Here is a 17,573-nt window from a genome sequence, read left to right on the forward strand (position 1 = left end):
GCGCCGCCCGCCCGTCAACGCGACGGCCACTTCCATGCCGGCAGGTCGCGCGTGTCGGCATCGACGAGCGCGGTCGCGCCAAGCTGCTTGTCGAGTACCAGCGATTCGCAGCCGGCCTCGCGCTCGAGCGTCGCGATGAGCCGCGCCGCGTGCGACACGACGAGCACCTGCGAGCGCTGCGCGGCCTGCGCGATCAGGCGGCCGAGTGCCGGCAGCAGATCGGGATGCAGGCTCGTCTCCGGTTCGTTCAGCACCATCAGCGCCGGCGGCCGCGGCGTCAGCAGCGCGGCCGCCAGCAGCAGGTAGAGCAGCGTGCCGTCGGACAGTTCGGCCGCCGCGAGCGGCCGCAGCAGCCCCGGCTGGCGCATCAGCACGTCGAAACGGCCGCGGCCGCCCGGATTGTCGATCTCGACCGACGCGCCGGGAAATGCATCATCGATCGCCGCATCGAGTGCCGCGCCGTCGCCGATTTCGCGGATCGTCTGCAACGCGGCGGCCAGGTCGGCCCCGTCGTCCGCCAGCACCGGCGTATGGGTGCCGATGTGCGACTGCCGTGCGGGCGCCTGCGCATCGGTCCGGAAATGGTCGTAGAAACGCCACGAGCGGATCCGCTCGCGCACCGCGATCATTTCGGGCGCGCCGGTCGGGTCGGCAAACTCGGTCATCATGCTGTCGAAGCTCGCGACCTGCTGCGGAATCGTCTGCCACTCGCCCGACGCGGTGCGCGCGCGGATCTGCGCGCCCTGCCGGTCGACCAGCAGCGTCGACGGGCGCAGCAACGCGCCGCCCCAGATGCATTCGCGCTTGACCACCGGATCGAGCGCGAACTGCGAGTGGCTCGGCAGCGGCAGGCCGAGATCGATCGAATAGCCGAAATCGTCGCACGCGAAGCCGAGTTTCAGGCTCACGGGCCCCTTGCGCACCGTGCCGGTCACCGGCACATCTCCGGCCAGCATCGCCCTCGAGAAGCGCTCGGGGCCGGCCCACAGCGTCGACGGCAACCCGCCCTCGCGGGCAAGCGACGGGATCACGCGGCCCTGCGCAGTGTCGGCGAGCAGCCGCAGCGCGCGGTACACGCTCGACTTGCCGCTCCCGTTCGGTCCGGTGACGACGTTGAGCGCCGCGAGCGGCACGATCAGCTCGCGCAGCGAGCGGTAATTGGCGATGGCGAGCGTTTTCAGCGCGGTCATGACAAGGGAAGGAGGGCAAGCATGCGGGCCGCGTTCAGCGGCCTTCGCCGGCCTGCGGATCGGCTGCGGTGTTGGCCGCCGTGCTGGCGGCAGGCGGCCGCGCATGCGGCCGTTCGGGATTCGGCGCGTCCGGCGCGGAATCATGCGGATACAGCTCCATCCGGCTGCGCGGCAGGCATTGCGGATAGCGGTCCTGCAGGTACGCGATCAATCCTTCGCGCACGCGGCAGCGCAGGTCCCAGCACGACGACGAATCGGCCGCGCTGACTAGCGCGCGCAACTGCATCGCGCGCTCCGTCGCGTCGGTCACCTGCAGCACCTGCACGCGGCCGTCCCACTCGGGCGCTGCATGGACGAGCCGCGCAAGTTCCTCGCGCAGCGGCGCGAGCGGCGTGCGGTAGTCGACCGACAGGAAGACCGTGCCGATGATCTCCGAACTGTTGCGCGTCCAGTTCGTGAACGGGTTCTCGATGATCCATTGCAGCGGCACGACGAGGCGCCGCTGGTCCCACAACCGCACCGACACGAACGAACCAGTGATTTCCTCGATGCGTCCCCACTCGCCCTGGATCACGACCACGTCGTCGAGCCGGATCGGCTGCGTGAGTGCGATCTGCAACCCGGCGATCAGGTTGCCGAGCACCGGCCGCGCGGCGATACCGGCGACCAGGCCCGCGACGCCGGCCGATGCCAGCAGGCTCGCGCCCACCTGGCGCACATTCGGGAACGTCATCAGCGCGGCACCGGTGCCGATGATCACGATCAGCACCATCACGGTCCGCACGAGCACCCTGGCCTGCGTATGGATGCGCCGCGCCTGGAGGTTGTCGGCCGTATCGATCGGATGCGCCTGGATGATCGCGTCGCCGACGCCGGCCGCGAGCCGCACCAGCAGCCACGTGAGCGACACGATGGAGCCGACCGCCGCCGCGGTGCGCATGCCGCGCACGAACGACATGCCGTCGTCCGCCTGGACCCACAGGAATTCGAGCGCCAGCAGCGCGAGCACGACGAGCGACGGCTTGTCGATGTAGCGCAGCATCACGCTCATCAGCGGATACGGCTGCGCGACGCGCTTGACGATGCGTGCGCCGAGACGATGCACGATCGTGACGACCAGTACGACGATGACCGACACGCCCAACGTGCCGAGCCACGAATGCAGCGGCGCATCGGCGATGCGCTGCAGTTCCTCGATTGAAATCATCGGCGCCCGGGATGTCTAGGTTATGAGGCGCACACGCCTCGTCCTGGATGCGTCGGCGACGTCCGGGCAACGCACGCGCCTGGACACGGCTTCAAATCAGTTGCCGCTCCTGCAGGGAAACGCCTTGCCGAGACCGAGCGACACCGCGGTGCTCGCGTTGTAGTCGGCCAGCTTCGGATTTTCCGCGATGTACTTGCGCACCGCGTCGGTCATCTGCTGCGCCCGGATGTCGGGCGGCAGGCAGAAATACTGGCCGACACGCGGCCCCGTGGTGCCGCCAATCGCGTCGATGGTGTTGTAGACGCCGTCGGCGGCGCCTTCGATGTAGGCCGCGCACGACGCCCGCGACTTGACGTCCGTCTTCGCGCACAGCCGGTCGAGATCCGCGCCCGTGAAAGCCGCCGCCGACAACGGCACGGCAAACGCCACGGCACAAAACATTGCGCGCAACATGGTGTTCCTTATGTCAATGCGGCCCGAGGCCGCCTGCTGCCTTGGCCGGCGCGGCGCCGGGGCACGCTGTTCCGGCCGGAAACCGGCCGGGCGCGCTCCGCCTGCCACGCCGAAAACCGTCATTTTGCACTCTTTTGCGCATCGGCCGGCGCCGACCCGCCGACGCGTACCGTCCGCTTGCTCAGGATCTCGATCGCGTCCGGCGCCTTGTAGTGCTTCGCGAACTCGAGCGCGGTGATGCCGAGCTGGTTCTTCACCTGCGGATCGGCACCCTGGTCGAGCAGCAGGTTGACCGTCGTCGCATGGTTGCCGCGCGCGGCCATCATCAGCGGCGTCGTGCCGTTCGGCGATGCGGTATCGATATAGGCGTCGTGATCGAGCAGCAGCTTGACGACCGCGTCCTGGCCGTTGGTCGCCGCGTAGTGCAGCGGCGCCCAGCCCTTCTTGCTGACTTCCGCGCCCTTGTCGATCAGCAGCTTGGCGAGGCCGACGTCGCCGTTCAGCGACGCGAGCATCAGCGCGTTCTCGCCGGCCTTGTCTTCCTTCTCGAGGTCGACGTTCGGCGTCGTGGCGATCGCCGCCGCGACCTTGTCGGACTTCTCGCGCGCGGCGATCACCAGCAGCGGATCGCCGTTCGGCGCGAGCGTGTTCGGATCGAGGCCGTTCTTCAGTTGCTTGCCGATGTCGGCGATGTCGTCGAACTTGACCGCCTTGACGACCGCGTCGAGCGACTCGGCATGCGCGCCGGCCGCGGCGAACAGGCTGCTCGCGACGAGTGCGGCGGCAACGCGTGCGCGTTTGGGCAGATGGTTGGTCGGCTTCGTCATTGTTGTGGGCTCCTTCCCTGGGTTGTCGGCTGCGCGCGCGTCGTTAGCGGGCGATCTTGAACAGCCGGAAAAAGTTCTGCGTCGTCGCATCGGCAAGCGCCTCGACGGCGATCCCGCGCTCGGATGCGATAAAGCGTCCGACATGGCTGACGTACGCAGGTTCATTCGGCTTGCCGCGATACGGCACCGGCGCGAGGTACGGCGAGTCGGTCTCGATCAGCAGCCGGTCGAGCGGCACGCGCCGTGCAACGTCCTGCACGTCGGTCGCGTTCTTGAACGTGACGATGCCCGACAGCGAGATATGGAAGTTCTGCGCGAGCGCCTGCTCGGCGACCGACCACGGCTCGGTGAAGCAGTGCATCACGCCGCCCGGCACGTCCGCGCGCTCCTCGGCCATGATCCGCAGCGTGTCCTCCGACGACGACCGCGTATGGACGATCAGCGGCTTCATCGTCGCGGTCGCGGCGCGGATGTGCGTGCGAAAGCGTTCGCGCTGCCATTCCATGTCGGCGATCGAGCGGCCTTCGAGACGGTAGTAGTCGAGGCCCGTTTCGCCGATCGCGACGACCTTCGGGTGCGCGGCCAGCTCGACGAGCTCCGCGAGCGTCGGCTCCCGCGCGTCCTCGTGATCGGGATGCACGCCGACCGACGCGTAGACGTTGTCGTGCGCGTCCGCGATCGCGAGGACCTCCGGCAGCGTCTCGAAATCGACGGACACGCACAGCGCGTGCGTGACGTCGTGCTCGCGCATGTTCTCGAGAACGGCCGGCAGGCGGTCGGCCAGGCCCTTGAAATTGATGTGGCAGTGAGAATCGACGAACATCGTGTTTCCTGAATACGTAAGGCCAGCGCTCATGCGCTCGCCGGCATGCGGCAACGGGCGGCGTTCGCGGGCCGGCCGGCCACGGTCGCGTCGCCGCGTGAACCGTTCATCGTTTCGCAACCCACGCGAAACAATGCCGGATCACGCGAATATTTCCCGATATCCGAGAAACAATTCCTCGAATACGAGCCGCGCGTTGAGCGGATGGTTCTCGACCGTCCGCTGGCGCGTCACGGCTTTCATGAAGCGCGCGAACGCGTTCGCGTCGACCGACTCCGCGCAGCGCGCGAGCGCCGCCGCGTGCATCGGGAAGTAGCGCGGCGCACCCGCCATCCGCTGCGCAAGCAGATCGTACAACCAGCGCTGCAGCCAGCCGAGCACCAGCGGCACCGGCAGCTTCTGCAGCGTCTCGCCGCACGCGAACGGATCGCATGCCGCACCGGCCGCGAGCTGCCCGAGCGTGTAGTCGCGCAGCGGGCGGTTCTCGTCGCTTGCAAGCGCCAGCGCGGCGAGCGGCGCGCCACCGGCCTCGGCAAGCAGCGCGCTCGCATGGTCGACGCCCTGCGCGGCGAGCCACGCCGCAGCCGCGTCGGGCGCCGGCACGGACATCGGCCACTGCCGGCAGCGGCTGATGATGGTCGGCAACAGGCGGTCGATGCGTGCCGACACGAGCAGGAACACGACGCCGGACGGCGGTTCCTCCAGCGTTTTCAGCAGCGCATTCGACGCGGCGACGTTGAGCGCCTCGGCCGGATACAGCACGACGACGCGCGCGCCGCCACGGTGCGAACCGACCCCGCAGAAGTCGAGCAGCGCGCGCACCTGCTCGATCTTGATTTCCTTGCTCGGCGCGCGCGTTTTCTTGCCGCCTTCGTCCGCGTCGGCCGGCTTCGCGTCGTCCGCGGCGCCCGGCGCCTCGCCGGCCAGCGCCTCGGGCAGCACGATCCGGTAATCCGGATGGTTGCCCTGCGAGAACCAGTTGCAGGCCGCGCATGCGCCGCACGGCTCGCCGTTCGGCTTCGGCGATTCGCACAGGAAGCCCTGCGCGAGATGCTGCGCGAACTGCAGCTTGCCGATCCCGGCCTGGCCGTGCAGCAGCAGCGCATGCGGCCATTGCGCGCGCAGTTGCTGCAGGCGGTTCCAGTCGTCGGTCTGCCACGGATAGATCATGTGGTGCGTTCCTTGCGTGTTACAGCGCGGCGAGCACGCGTTCGAGCTGCTGGCGGATCTCGGGAATCGACTGCGTCGCGTCGACGATCGCGAAACGGTGCGGCGCCTCTTCCGCACGCCGCAGGTATTCGCCGCGCGTGCGCGCGAAGAACGCGTCGGACTCGCTTTCGAACTTGTCGGGCATGCGTGCCGCGCCGCGGCGCTCGCTCGCGACGTGCGGCGCGACGTCGAACAGCACCGTGAGGTCGGGCTGGAAGCCCCCCTGCACCCAGCGCTCGAGCGCCTCGAGCTTGTCGCGCGGCAGCCCGCGGCCACCGCCCTGGTACGCGAACGTCGCATCGGTGAAGCGATCGGACACGACCCAGTCGCCGCGCGCGAGCGCGGGCTCGATCACGAGCGCCAGATGCTCGCGGCGCGCGGCGAACATCAGCAGCGCTTCCGTCTCGAGATCCATCGGCTGGTTCAGCAGGATCTCGCGCAGTTTCTCGCCGAGCTGCGTGCCGCCCGGTTCGCGGGTGACGACGACCTGCCGGCCGGCCGCGGCCAGCTTGCCCTGGAGGCGTTCGCAGAACCACTGCAGGTGGGTGGTCTTCCCCGCCCCGTCGATCCCTTCGAACGTGATGAATTTACCGCTCGCCATTATTGACCTCGTATGTACTTGTCCACGGCCTTGTTGTGGTCGCCGAGCGTGTCCGAGAACACGCTCGTGCCGTCGCCCTTCGCGACGAAATAGAGCGCGCTCGTCTGCGCCGGATTGATCGCCGCCTGCAGCGCGGCAACGCCCGGCAACGCGATCGGCGTCGGCGGCAGCCCGCGTCGGGTGTAGGTATTGTAAGGAGTGTCGGCCTGCAGGTCGCGCTTGCGCAGACGGCCGTCGTACGCATCGCCGAGCCCGTAGATCACCGACGGATCGGTCTGCAGCGGCATGCCGATGCGCAACCGGTTCGCGAACACGGCCGCGACGAATGCGCGGTCGGCCGCGTGGCCCGTTTCCTTCTCGATGATCGACGCGATCGTCAGCGCTTCGTAAGGCGACTTGTACGGCAACCCCGGCACGCGTGCGACCCAGGCTTCGTCGAGGCGCGTCTGCATCAGGTGGTACGCGCGCCGGTAGATGTTCAGGTCGCTCGTGCCCTTGTCGAACAGGTAGGTATCCGGGAAGAACAGCCCCTCGCCGCTGCCGCGCTGCACGGCGTTGTCCGACGCGCCGATCGCGCGCAACAGCTCGGCGTCGCTCATGCCGGCCGTCGAGTGCGCGAGATCGGGGTTCGCGTCGAGTTCCGCGCGCATCCGCTTGAAGGTCCAGCCTTCGATGACCGTCGCGACGTATTCGTTCACGTCTCCGCGCGCGATCTTCTGCAGCACGTCGTAAGGCGTGATGCCGGTCTTGAATTCGTAGTTGCCGGACTTGAGCCGGCTCGACAACCCGAGCACGCGCGTCATCGCGACGAAACCGAGCGGCTCGACCGGCACGCCGCCGCGCCGCAATTGCAGCGCAACGCTCTTCACGCTGCTGCGCGGCTTGATCGTGACGTCGAGCGATGCCGAACCCAGCAACAACGGCCGGGTTGCCCAGTAATACCCGCCGCCCGCGCCGGCAGCGGCCACAACGACGGCCAGCGCCACGATCGTCGCGGCGCATTTCTTCAGTAGGGACATGGAAACGTGACTCAGGTAAGACCCATATAATACTTGCTCGCCTTCGTCAAAGTCAGGGTTGACTGTTCCCTCATTCCATGAGCACACCGTTCGCTTCACCGGCTGCCCAGGCCGCACCCGCCTCGCTCCCCGTTTTCCCCCGTCCGTCCGCCGCCGATTTCGACGCGCCGGGCGCCTGCATGCCGCTGCCGCAGTTCGGTGTGATCGACGTGGCCGGCGACGACGCCGCGACGTTCCTGCACAGCCAGCTGACCAACGACATTGAGCATCTCGATGCCGCGACCGCACGGCTGTCCGGCTATTGCTCGCCGAAGGGGCGCCTCCTCGGGTCGTTCCTCACGTGGCGTGCCGGCCACGGCGTGCGCCTGCTGGTGTCGAAGGACGTGCAGCCTGCCGTGCAAAAGCGGCTGTCGATGTTCGTGCTGCGCGCGAAGGCAAAGCTCACCGACGCGAGCGACGCGCTCGCCGTGGTCGGCTTCGCGGGCGACGTGCGCAACGCGCTCTCGGGCATCTTCGATGCGCTGCCGGACGGCGTGCACGTGAAGGTCGACGGCCCGGCCGGCGCGCTGATCCGCGTGCCCGATGCGGCCGGCCGCAAGCGCTATCTGTGGATCGGCCCGCGCGCGGAAGTCGATGCGCGCGTCGCCGCGCTCGCCGGCACGCTGCCGATCGTGTCGCCGGCCGTGTGGGACTGGCTCGACGTGCGCGCGGGCGAGCCGCGCATCACGCAGCCGGCCGTCGAGCAGTTTGTGCCGCAGATGGTCAACTTCGACGTGATCGGCGCCGTTAACTTTCGCAAGGGGTGCTACCCGGGCCAGGAAATCGTCGCGCGCAGCCAGTACCGCGGCACGATCAAGCGCCGCACCGCGCTCGCGCACGTCGCCGGCGAGACCGATACCGTGCATGCCGGCGTCGAGCTGTTCCACAGCGACGATCCCGGCCAGCCGTGCGGGATGATCGTCAATGCGGCAGCCGCGCCCGCCGGCGGCGTTGACGCGCTCGTCGAGATCAAGCTCGCCGCGCTCGACAATGGCACCGTGCATCTCGGTTCGGCCGACGGCCCGGTGCTCGCGTTCGACGCACTCCCGTACGCATGGCCGACGGAAGCATGACGCACTGACAACCCGTTCGCGCGCCGGCTCGCAAGTCGCCGGCGCCCGATGTTTCCTGCGAGAGATTCGCCTGATGTGTCTGATCGCTTTCGACTGGCAGCCTGATACCGCCGCCGGTCCCGTCTTTACCCTGGCCGCCAACCGCGACGAGTTCTTTCGCCGCACGAGCGCGCCGCTCTCGTGGTGGGAAGATGTACCGGGCGTGCTGGCCGGTCGCGATCTCGAAGCAGGCGGCACGTGGCTCGGCGTATCGCGCGACGGCCGCTTCGCGGCGCTGACGAACTACCGCGCGCCGTTCGACATCCGCGCGGGCGCGCCGACCCGCGGCAAGCTCGTGTCCGATTTCCTCGGCGGTCCGTCCGTTGCGCCGCTCGACTATCTCGGGCAGCTTGCCGAGCATGCGGCCGTGTACAACGGCTTCAATCTGCTCGTCGGCGACTGGAAGCGGCGCGAACTCGCATGGTTCTGCAACCGCGCGCCCGAGGGCGAAAGCAGTGTCGCCGCGCCCGTCACGATCACGCCCGGTGTGCATGCGCTGTCGAATGCGCGGCTCGATACGCCCTGGCCGAAAGTGGTGCGCAAGCGCGCGGAGCTCGGCACGCTGCTCACCGACAACCCGACCCCGTCGCTCGACGAACTGATCGATCTGATGCGCGACCCGCATGTCGCGGACGACGAAGCCCTGCCGCACACGGGCATTCCGATCGAGCGCGAGCGTGCGCTGTCGGCCGCATTCATCGAGACGCCCGAGTACGGCACGCGCGGCACGACCGCGCTGCGCGTCACGATGAAGGAAGGTGTGCGGCTGACGGTCGAGATCAAGGAGCGCTGCGACGACGACGGCTCGCACCGCACCGTCCGTCCGGGCACGTTCGAACGCGCGTTCACGTTCGATATCGACGCGACGCGGCCGCGCTGAACGCGCGTTCCGCGCTACGGCGCGCGGGCCATCTCGACGTGCGGCACGCCGGCTTCGACGAACGGTTCGCCGACCGCCGCGAAACCGTGTTGCACGTAGAACGACACCGCCGACGCCTGCGCATAGAGCCGCACGACGGTTTCGCCGCGGCGCCGTGCGGCACCGAGCAGTGCGTTCAGCACCGCTGACCCGACGCCCTGCCCGCGCGCGTCGGCCAGCACGGCGACGCGGCCGATCGTGCCGGACGGCAGCAACCGCCCCGTCGCGACCGCGCGGCGGATGCCCGTCACCGCATCGATCCGGTACGCAACCGCATGGAGCGACAGCGGATCGTCGTCGTCGAGCTCCCATTCCGGCGGAATCCGCTGCTCGCGCACGAACACCGCATCGCGGATCCGCGCGGCGTCGCCGCCCAGGACCGTCCAGTCGCCCGTTTCCACCACGCCGTCCGTCATCGCTGCCCCCCATGCGGCGCGCACGCCGTCAAACGCCAGTCGTCAAACGTCGTCGAATGCGGCCTTCAGCGCCGCTACCGCGTCCGCATGCGCGGCTCGCACTTCCGGCACGTAGCCGCCCATCTTGAAGAATTCGTGGATCATCCCCGGATAGCAGACCAGCGTAACCGCGTTGCCGGCCGCACGCAGCTTGTCCGCGTACGCGGCACCCTCGTCGCTCAGTGGATCGTACTCGGCCGTCGCGATCCAGGCCGGCGCGACGCCCGCGAACGACGGTGCACCGCGCGTGCCGTCGAGCGGCGCGAAGCGCCAGTCGTCGCGGTCCCCGGAATCGCGCACGTATTGCGCGAAGAACCACTGGATCGTGTCCTGCGACAGCAGGTAGCCGTTCGCGAGCCGCGCGTGCGACTCGGTGTCCTGGTGGCCCGTCACGCCCGGGTAGATCAGCATTTGCAGCGCGAGGTGAATACCGGCGTCGCGCGCGAGCACCGCGCAGACGGTCGCGAGCGTGCCGCCCGCGCTGTCGCCGCCGACCGCCAGCCGTGCTGCGTCGATGCCGAACGCGGCGGCCTCGCGATGCAGCCATCGCAATGCGTCGTCGGCGTCGTTCACCGCGGTCGGGAACCGGTGCTCGGGCGCGAGCCGGTAGCCGACCGACAGCACCGCGCATTGCGCATCGCGCGCGAACATCCGACACAGCGCATCGTGCGTGTCGACGCTGCCGACCGTGAAGCCGCCGCCGTGGTAGTAAACGAGCGCGGGCAGCGGCTCCGCGAGGCTCGGCGCGACCGGCAAGTACAGCCGCGCGCCGATCGTGCGACCGTCGCGCGTCGGCACGACGCATTCCTCGACCGAATGCATCGTCGCCGGTGCGACGTCGAGAATCGGCGCGCTCTTCTCGTACGCGGCGCGCGCCTGCTGCGGCGTCTGGTGATGATAGGACGGACGTTTCGCGCGCTCGATCATGTCGAGCACCTGGGCGATCTTCGGATTCAGCGGCATCGGTGAGGACGGCGCGTGCGCGGCGCCGTAAGCGGACAAGCGTTACATGATGCCACGCCCGCGACGGACGGGCCGTACGCGCTACTTGCCGTAATTACGGCGCTTCGGCGCTCCGCGAAACGAGTCCGGCGCGCGATTGCACGACGCCAAACAAAACGGCCCTGCCTTGGGAGAGGCAGGGCCATGCGTCGGGGCGCTTACGCGTCGCTCGGGCCGGGCTGCGCGTCCGGCGCGGTGCGCGAGCGTTGCCGCTTGATGTCGCGGCCCACTGCGATCCGCCGCATGTACTTGAACGTACCGAGCGCCTTCGCGACGAAATTGCCGTCGCTGTCGCGCACTTCGCCTTCGCAGTAGGCCATCGTCGTCGAGCGATGCATCACGCGCCCGTAAGCGCGCAACTCGCCACGGCCCGGTTGCATGAAGTTCACCTTCATCTCGACCGTCACGACGCCGATACCGTCGTCGGTCAGGCTGCGCGCGGCCATCGCGAGCGCGATGTCCGCAAGCGTCATCGTCACGCCGCCGTGCGCGATGCTCCACGTGTTCATGTGCCGCTCTTCGAGCGGCAGCACGATCTCGCTCGCACCGTCCTTCGCGGACACGAGTCGCACGCCGAGCATGTCGACGAACGGGCTTTCGATCGACGGGCCGTCCGCCGGGGATGCCGCGTCGCTCATCGTGCGCTGTCGACGAGGTAGTCGACGCACTCGCGCGATTCGGCCACCGCGACGACGAATTTCTTCACTTCCTGGTGAACCGGGTGCACCTGGTATGCGTCGAGCGCGGCCTTGTCCGTGAAATCGGATACGAGCACGATGTCGGAGGTCGCGTCGAGGCCAGGTGTCGCCACGCCGACATCGATCTGCAGGATGCCCGGCACGAGATCGCGGCAGCCTTCGAGCTTTTCCTTCAGCTTCAGCGCGTTCTGCGCGCGCGTCGCGCCTTCTGCCGATTCCTTCAACTTCCACATGACAATATGTCTGATCACTTCGTTCGCTCCAGTTCGTCTTGGTGCCGCGATTTTCCTAGAATTCTTGCCAGCCGGGCATCCTGAGCCCTTCCACCGTTCGCTTGCGTTCGCCGGGAATCATGTCCCGCCCGGGGCAAAAGCGGGTATCGGAGCGGGCATCGTTTCAAGCCGCCGAAGGTGATACCCGCGTTTTCACCGCGCTGCTTACCGACGTCAAGATCCGACAAGCGAAGGCAGGCGACTAGCCTACCAAACTTACCGACGGCAATGGGCTGTATCTGTTGGTGAATCCGTCTGGCTCCAAGCTCTGGCGATACAAGTACAGCATTGCCGGGAAGGAGAATCTCTTCGCGATCGGTGGATATCCCACCGTCAGCCTTCAAGACGCTCGCGCGGCACGCGACGATGCCCGTGAACTCGTCAAGAAGGGACTGCACCCGTCTCATGCGCGGCAGGACGTGCTGTCCGCGCGCAGCAACGAAGGCAAAGCAACTTTCCGCGCCGTCAGTGACGCGTGGCTGCGAAGAAGCGGAAGACGTGATTAATCATCACGCACGATCATTGGGAATTGGGAGCATCTTCACTGAATTCACCTTTACGTCTCTGATGCCCATCAAAACCCGAATTCCTATCGACACAAAGTCAATATTTCTCGATTCCGCAATCCCTCTAAAAACAAGCATTCACTCTTGCCACCCTCTTTCTTCCAACCTATGCTGAATATCAGATCGGCATTTCATTGGAATAAAAATATTAATCAAATCATTAACAAAAATAATTATTCCAGGTTTTTCAAATTCTCCCGCCACCATTAACGGGAATGATCAAAAAATCTATCGCCCACTCGGCGAAGCCTGACGAGAGGATGATTGCTATCGCCAGACATCGTTAGTCGAGCTCGCACAAAACACATGTCGGATTGGGGTCAGGCTCGCCAAGTCGTGATTGAGCCAATACGCGGGATCCGCGAAATCACACGAAAGGAATCGAAAATGAAGAAGACCCTCGCATCACTCGCTATTTTGGGGACTCTTGCATTGCCCTCTCTGGCCGACGCGGCAACTTGCCAAAACCCAACCGGCTCGTGGCGCAATGAGTTGAGCTCAACGATGAATATCACGTCCGTCGCGCCAACTGGCGCCATTACTGGAACATATATCTCACCCTCGGGAACGACCGGGCAGACCTTTCCACTTTCTGGCTGGTTTTATGCAGCGCCGCCTGCAAACAACGGGCTTGATCAAGTCACGCTGGTCACATTTTCCGTGAATTGGAACAATGGCTCTGCCAACTACAACAGCATTACGACGTGGTCAGGACTTTGCCAGGTGACGAACGGCACACCGACGATCACGGCGCTTTACTACTACTCAAACGCCTTCGCCCAGTATTCGTGGAAGCATGTCAATACGGGGCAAAACGTTTTCACCCCGCTTGTCTCGCAGTAGTGGGGCTGCATCCCGCACTCCCACGCCAGACTCACGTATCAACGTCGGGAGTCGAAACGACTGAGCCCCACTGCCGAAGGATCGGCGTGGGGCACAGATTGTGTCGCACAAGCCAAAAGCCCCGAGGGCTTACGCACTCAGGGCTTCGATATTCATTTCGTAAGGGCGAACGCCCCCAACAAATCCCGACAGACAGTTATCGTTGTTGGTCGCGGCGCTCCCGCGATTCAGTCCGCCTGTCGGGCGATGGTTGCGACACGAGTACCCGCCTTTTCACCGAGCCGCTTACCGAAGTCAGGATCCGACAAGGGAAGGCAGGCGACAAGCCTGCCAACTTACCGATGCCAATGGGCTGTATCTCGAGGTCCGGACGACGACGAGCCGAAACGTCAGTCGCACCCTGCCGACCAGTCCCTTCGCGATACCAATCAGTCCACCCGTGACGATCCGCTCCGGAATTGTCTTTTCGTGGCCTTGCATCCGCCCCATAAAAAAGCCGCCCGAGCCAGCTCGGACGGCATCCAGAATACTCAACAGAAGTCACATTCTCTTCAATTTATTGATCAATCAAAATCCAAAATAATTCTTCTCAAAGAAAACGAAATCACAATATTCAAGCGATAAAACCCACTTTAACCAGCGGTTTACTTTCATACAATCAAGACCTACCATCAAAACTCCAATGCGATCCATATAGGATTTTTCAAAATCCGAATTTATCGATCACCTTGGTTCAAGCCATCCAATATGGCACATTATTTACATTGACCACACCGGAGGAAATAATGGCTCGTATCGTTTGGGGCACCATCGACAAAAACGGAAACATTCTCAACGGTAGCGGGGACTTCACCGTCGAGAACATCAGCTCCGGCAGATATTCGATCTCCTTCAGCCCCGGATTCTCGGCACTCCCCGGACTTGTCGGATCTCAAAACAACTACAACGACTCATCACAGGCCAGTTCTGACGCCGTAGCCTTCCCGTTCGTCAACAAGAATTCCTGCCAGGCCAATACCGGCAACAATTCAGGCAGCCTTCAAAACAGAAGCTTTGCATTCATCGCGATTGGCAACTAGCAATTCATCAATCATGCCGCACCGGCCCTTGCCGAGGATCCGCTACGAACCGGCTGGCGAATCCGTCGTAAAGGTCTAGCAAGGGCCGGAGCACACGGGCGAAAACATTGAACGCGTCATCGATGATGCTTGGAACGGCTTCCTTGAGAAATTGCTAGCGGAAAGGCGGGCGAATCGTCTGCCCGGTACTACTCCGGCGTCGGACCAACAAGATTGGTCTTCTTGCCCGGCTTCTTCCCGCGTCCGACCTTCACCTTCCCGTTGGTCCCTCTGTTCGACGTAACGACCGTGAGCCACCCTCGCGACGCGAACGTGTGTTCGTCCGACTCGATCGGAAACTCATCATCTAGCCCCATCTTGAACGCCTTCAGCGCGATCGTCTTTTCGGCCGACAGATCGGGTCGGCTGTGCATCGTGAGGCGGCTCGACGACTCAGGCGGCCGTCGACCATAGGTTCGGTTATCGAAATCACGCTTCGAAACCGGCACGGCGCTCGTCCCGGGTTGAATCGCTGGAACACGGCTTGCACGACAACCTCCTGCACGAACGCGACGATTCGTTTCCTGTCCGGAATCAATTGCCCGAATGAAACGTCATTGCCAATCATTTCATCGCTTGATAAGCGGATTCCATTACCCACTCCCATTAAATCGCATATTTTACCGATTCGACGAGTAATAATTGCGCAACCATACCAATCGAATATCATAAAATCTCGAAAACGTTATTGACTTCGACTTTCCCGCAAATTTAGAATCCCCTACGACGGCTTACGTTTCGTTTTCTCCCGCCGTACACGAACCGTCGTTCGCCCACGCGAAGGCCATCCGCATTGCCTTTCCCCGTGCTGCACCGCAGGGCGACGCCCTCTGTTGTTTCAGTTTTCGGCATTTATCGGTCATTCGTTTATTTGCCGCTCAATTCGCTTGCCGCAGAAGCATCAATACCCGATTAACGCCCGGCATTCACCAGCATGCCCGCGACACCAGACGAAACGGACAGAAGATCCGTTCACTCGACCATTCCGATAAAAATCACCAGTCATCAGGAGGGACATCAACATGCATCGCCTTGCGAAGTCGCTGTGTCTCGGGTTCGTCTGCGCCGCCCTGCTCGCGGCCTGCAACGACGACGACGTCCAATCGAGCAGCACGCCGTCGAACAACGCCGCGCTGTCGTTCCGCATGGACGCCGGCGGCCAGATCAACGCGTTCTACCGGCAGGACAAGGTGGCCGCGCATCTGCTGGTGCGCTCGTCGACGAAACCGCGGCTGCTCGTGGTCTTCCCCGCCGGCAACAGCGGCACGGGGCTGTGGTTCGACGACACCGCGCAGCCGGTGAACTGGAGCCTCGACACGCCGCCGTCCGCGCTGTCGGCGCCCGACACGCACGGCCGCCCGCTGTACGGGATCGGTGCCGACGTGTCGGTGGACACCAGCACGCTGACGATTCGCCAGGGCGTGCTCAGCAATGTGCGCTTCCTGCGCGACTTCAACGGCGGCGCAACGATTCCGCAGCAGATCGTCACGGCGCCGACGATCCAGGGCAACGCCGCGCAATGGCAACGCGACCGGATCGACGGCGCGACCGGTTATGCGCTGCGCATCACGCTGCGCGACGGCGGCAGCATCGCGCCGGCAGCGGGCGGCAAGCTCGTGCTGAGCGCACCGGCCGGCTCGCGCACGCTGCGGCTGCATGTCGATGCGCTGTCGGGCGAGACGCCGCTGTCGCCGATCACGCGCGCCGACCTGCTCGCGCCGTCCGTGAACCCCGATCCGGTGAGCCAGAACGTGCTCGAATTCCTGAGCTTCAACGACAAGCTGCTGGCCGGCTCGTGGCAGTACGACACGTACTTCGGCCGCGACACGCTGATCTCGGTCCGCATGCTGATGCCCGTGCTCGCCCCCGCGGCGATCGAGGCCGGCTTGTCGTCGGTGCTGAGCCGCCTGTCGGTCGACGGCAAGGTCGCGCACGAGGAAGGCATCGGCGAATTCGCACTGGTCGACAACCAGAAGAACGGGCGGCCGAACGACCCGACGCCGACCTACGACTACAAGATGATCGACAGCGACTACCTGCTCGCGCCGATCGCGGCCGCGTGGCTGATCGACGATACGCGCGGCCAGGCGCGCGCGGCCGCTTATCTGGCGCAGCGCGGCAGCGACGGCCAGACCAACGGCGCCCGTCTGGTGGTCAACCTGCTGCACGTCGCGACGACCGCGCAGCCGTTCGCGCAACAACCGTCGGTCGCGAACCTGATCCACCTGCGGCCCGGCGAGATCGTCGGCAACTGGCGCGACAGCACCGACGGGCTCGGCGGCGGCGTGTACCCGTACGACGTAAACGCGGTGCTCGTGCCGGCCGCGCTGCGCACGGCGAACGCGTTCCTCACGCGCGGCCTGCTCGATCCGTACCTCGACGCCGGACAGCGTGCGACGCTCGCCAACACGGCGAACCAGGCTGCCACGTGGGAAACGCAGGCGCCGCCGCTGTTCCAGGTCAGCGTGCCGGCCGCGCAGGCGGCCACCGACGTGTCGACCTATGCGCCGTCCGCCGGCGTGCCGGCCGGCGCCGCGTCCGGTGCAGCTCTGTCGTTCTATGCGCTGTCGCTCGATCAGCAGGGCAATCCGGTTCCGGTGATGAATTCCGACGGCGGCTTCGCGCTGCTGTTCGGCACGCCGCCGGACGACCAGCTCCAGCGGATCGTCACCGACGTCACGCGCCCCTTCCCGGCCGGGCTCGTGACCGATGCCGGGATGCTGATCGCGAACCCGGCGTATGCGAACCCGTCGCTGTGGCCGAAGTTCACGAGCTCCGCGTATCACGGCACGGTGATCTGGTCGTGGCAGCAGGCGATGTGGGTGGCCGGGCTCGATCGCCAGCTCGCGCGCCAGGACCTGTCGCCCACGACCCGCGCGTTGCTCGCGCAGGCACGGCAGACGATCTGGCAGGTGATCTCGAACGGACGCGACATGCGCACGTCGGAGATGTGGACGTGGTCCTACGTGAACGGGCAGTACCAGACCGATGCGTTCGGCACGCGCAGCGCGGACGCCACCGAAGCCAACGCGGCGCAGCTCTGGAGTACGACGTATCTCGCGATCCGCGATCCGCAGCAGCGCGCGGGCAAGTACTGGTGGCAGGCGTCGCAGCGCATCCAGGATGTGCAGCCGAAAAACGCGGCGGCGGCCGTCGCGTCGCGATAGCGCATCGCGCGCGGAAAACGCAAAAAAGCCCCGGGCCGCCTCGCCTCGGGGCT

The 17,573-nt window shown here is 65.6% G+C and carries 18 protein-coding genes and 1 pseudogene; 6 read left to right on the forward strand and 13 right to left on the reverse strand.

The genetic code is table 11. The features are described from left to right. Window positions 1–14: 14 nt before the first annotated feature. From H3H55_RS10365 to mltG, 8 genes are all read right to left on the reverse strand, one after another. Window positions 15–1,190, reverse strand: coding sequence for an AAA family ATPase (locus H3H55_RS10365; protein ID WP_193098536.1), 1,176 nt, complete (start codon window positions 1,188–1,190; stop codon window positions 15–17). Between the two features lie 34 nt (window positions 1,191–1,224). After that, window positions 1,225–2,397 carry a mechanosensitive ion channel family protein gene (locus H3H55_RS10370; protein ID WP_048246811.1) on the reverse strand — a complete coding sequence of 391 codons (1,173 nt, stop codon included), beginning with the start codon at window positions 2,395–2,397 and terminating at the stop codon, window positions 1,225–1,227. Window positions 2,398–2,493: 96 nt separating this feature from the next. Next, entirely contained in the window at window positions 2,494–2,850 is a 357-nt protein-coding gene (locus H3H55_RS10375) for a Rap1a/Tai family immunity protein (RefSeq protein ID WP_048246810.1), read from the reverse strand. Window positions 2,851–2,969: 119 nt separating this feature from the next. Next, on the reverse strand, window positions 2,970–3,677 hold the full coding sequence (locus H3H55_RS10380; protein WP_193098537.1) for an ankyrin repeat domain-containing protein: 708 nt from the start codon (window positions 3,675–3,677) through the stop codon (window positions 2,970–2,972). A 43-nt stretch (window positions 3,678–3,720) separates the two neighbouring features. Then, the gene (locus H3H55_RS10385; RefSeq protein WP_193098538.1) at window positions 3,721–4,500 is read right to left on the reverse strand and encodes a TatD family hydrolase; all 780 of its coding nucleotides are present in this window, start codon (window positions 4,498–4,500) and stop codon (window positions 3,721–3,723) included. 141 nt (window positions 4,501–4,641) lie between these two features. Beyond that, window positions 4,642–5,670 (reverse strand): DNA polymerase III subunit delta', encoded by a 1,029-nt coding sequence (locus H3H55_RS10390; RefSeq protein WP_048246805.1) that lies wholly within the window; start codon window positions 5,668–5,670, stop codon window positions 4,642–4,644. A 19-nt stretch (window positions 5,671–5,689) separates the two neighbouring features. Beyond that, on the reverse strand, window positions 5,690–6,310 hold the full coding sequence (gene tmk, locus H3H55_RS10395) for a dTMP kinase (protein WP_129512319.1): 621 nt from the start codon (window positions 6,308–6,310) through the stop codon (window positions 5,690–5,692). Next, window positions 6,310–7,329: an endolytic transglycosylase MltG gene (gene mltG / locus H3H55_RS10400; protein ID WP_129512320.1), complete on the reverse strand. Its 1,020-nt coding sequence runs from the start codon at window positions 7,327–7,329 to the stop codon at window positions 6,310–6,312. The genes tmk and mltG overlap by 1 nt, the downstream gene beginning before the upstream one ends. A 77-nt stretch (window positions 7,330–7,406) precedes the next feature. Between mltG and H3H55_RS10405 the strand changes: the two genes are divergently transcribed. After that, complete coding sequence (locus H3H55_RS10405; RefSeq protein WP_193098539.1) at window positions 7,407–8,441, forward strand: YgfZ/GcvT domain-containing protein; 1,035 nt, start codon at window positions 7,407–7,409, stop codon at window positions 8,439–8,441. 73 nt (window positions 8,442–8,514) lie between these two features. Next, on the forward strand, window positions 8,515–9,360 hold the full coding sequence (locus H3H55_RS10410; protein WP_193098540.1) for an NRDE family protein: 846 nt from the start codon (window positions 8,515–8,517) through the stop codon (window positions 9,358–9,360). A gap of 14 nt (window positions 9,361–9,374) precedes the next feature. Here the strand turns inward: H3H55_RS10410 and H3H55_RS10415 are convergent, their stop codons facing one another. The 4 genes from H3H55_RS10415 to H3H55_RS10430 all read right to left on the reverse strand — a co-directional run bounded on the left by H3H55_RS10415 (window position 9,375) and on the right by H3H55_RS10430 (window position 11,805). Beyond that, the gene (locus tag H3H55_RS10415) at window positions 9,375–9,815 is read right to left on the reverse strand and encodes a GNAT family N-acetyltransferase (RefSeq protein ID WP_193098541.1); all 441 of its coding nucleotides are present in this window, start codon (window positions 9,813–9,815) and stop codon (window positions 9,375–9,377) included. 42 nt (window positions 9,816–9,857) lie between these two features. After that, entirely contained in the window at window positions 9,858–10,817 is a 960-nt protein-coding gene (locus tag H3H55_RS10420; protein ID WP_193098542.1) for an alpha/beta hydrolase, read from the reverse strand. A gap of 197 nt (window positions 10,818–11,014) precedes the next feature. After that, window positions 11,015–11,494, reverse strand: a complete 480-nt coding sequence (locus H3H55_RS10425) for a PaaI family thioesterase (protein ID WP_129512325.1) — start codon at window positions 11,492–11,494, stop codon at window positions 11,015–11,017. After that, complete coding sequence (locus H3H55_RS10430; protein ID WP_193098543.1) at window positions 11,491–11,805, reverse strand: Dabb family protein; 315 nt, start codon at window positions 11,803–11,805, stop codon at window positions 11,491–11,493. The genes H3H55_RS10425 and H3H55_RS10430 overlap by 4 nt, the downstream gene beginning before the upstream one ends. A 245-nt stretch (window positions 11,806–12,050) precedes the next feature. On the opposite strand from H3H55_RS10430, the pseudogene H3H55_RS37285 reads away from it, so the two are divergent. The 3 genes and pseudogenes from H3H55_RS37285 to H3H55_RS10445 form a co-directional block, all read left to right on the forward strand. Beyond that, window positions 12,051–12,332, forward strand: a pseudogene (locus H3H55_RS37285) (Arm DNA-binding domain-containing protein); the annotation flags it as partial. A 447-nt stretch (window positions 12,333–12,779) separates the two neighbouring features. Beyond that, window positions 12,780–13,235: an avidin/streptavidin family protein gene (locus H3H55_RS10440; RefSeq protein ID WP_193098544.1), complete on the forward strand. Its 456-nt coding sequence runs from the start codon at window positions 12,780–12,782 to the stop codon at window positions 13,233–13,235. A gap of 785 nt (window positions 13,236–14,020) precedes the next feature. Beyond that, entirely contained in the window at window positions 14,021–14,314 is a 294-nt protein-coding gene (locus tag H3H55_RS10445; RefSeq protein ID WP_048248460.1) for a hypothetical protein, read from the forward strand. Between the two features lie 188 nt (window positions 14,315–14,502). Here H3H55_RS10445 and H3H55_RS10450 read toward each other — a convergent pair whose 3' ends face one another. Continuing rightward, entirely contained in the window at window positions 14,503–14,727 is a 225-nt protein-coding gene (locus H3H55_RS10450) for a hypothetical protein (protein ID WP_193098545.1), read from the reverse strand. A gap of 648 nt (window positions 14,728–15,375) precedes the next feature. Here H3H55_RS10450 and H3H55_RS10455 point away from each other — a divergent pair. Next, window positions 15,376–17,520, forward strand: a complete 2,145-nt coding sequence (locus H3H55_RS10455) for a hypothetical protein (protein ID WP_193098546.1) — start codon at window positions 15,376–15,378, stop codon at window positions 17,518–17,520. The last annotated feature ends 53 nt before the right edge of the window (window positions 17,521–17,573 follow it).

The organism is Burkholderia sp. Z1 (genome assembly GCF_014893795.1).
GTDB lineage: Bacteria > Pseudomonadota > Gammaproteobacteria > Burkholderiales > Burkholderiaceae > Burkholderia > Burkholderia theae.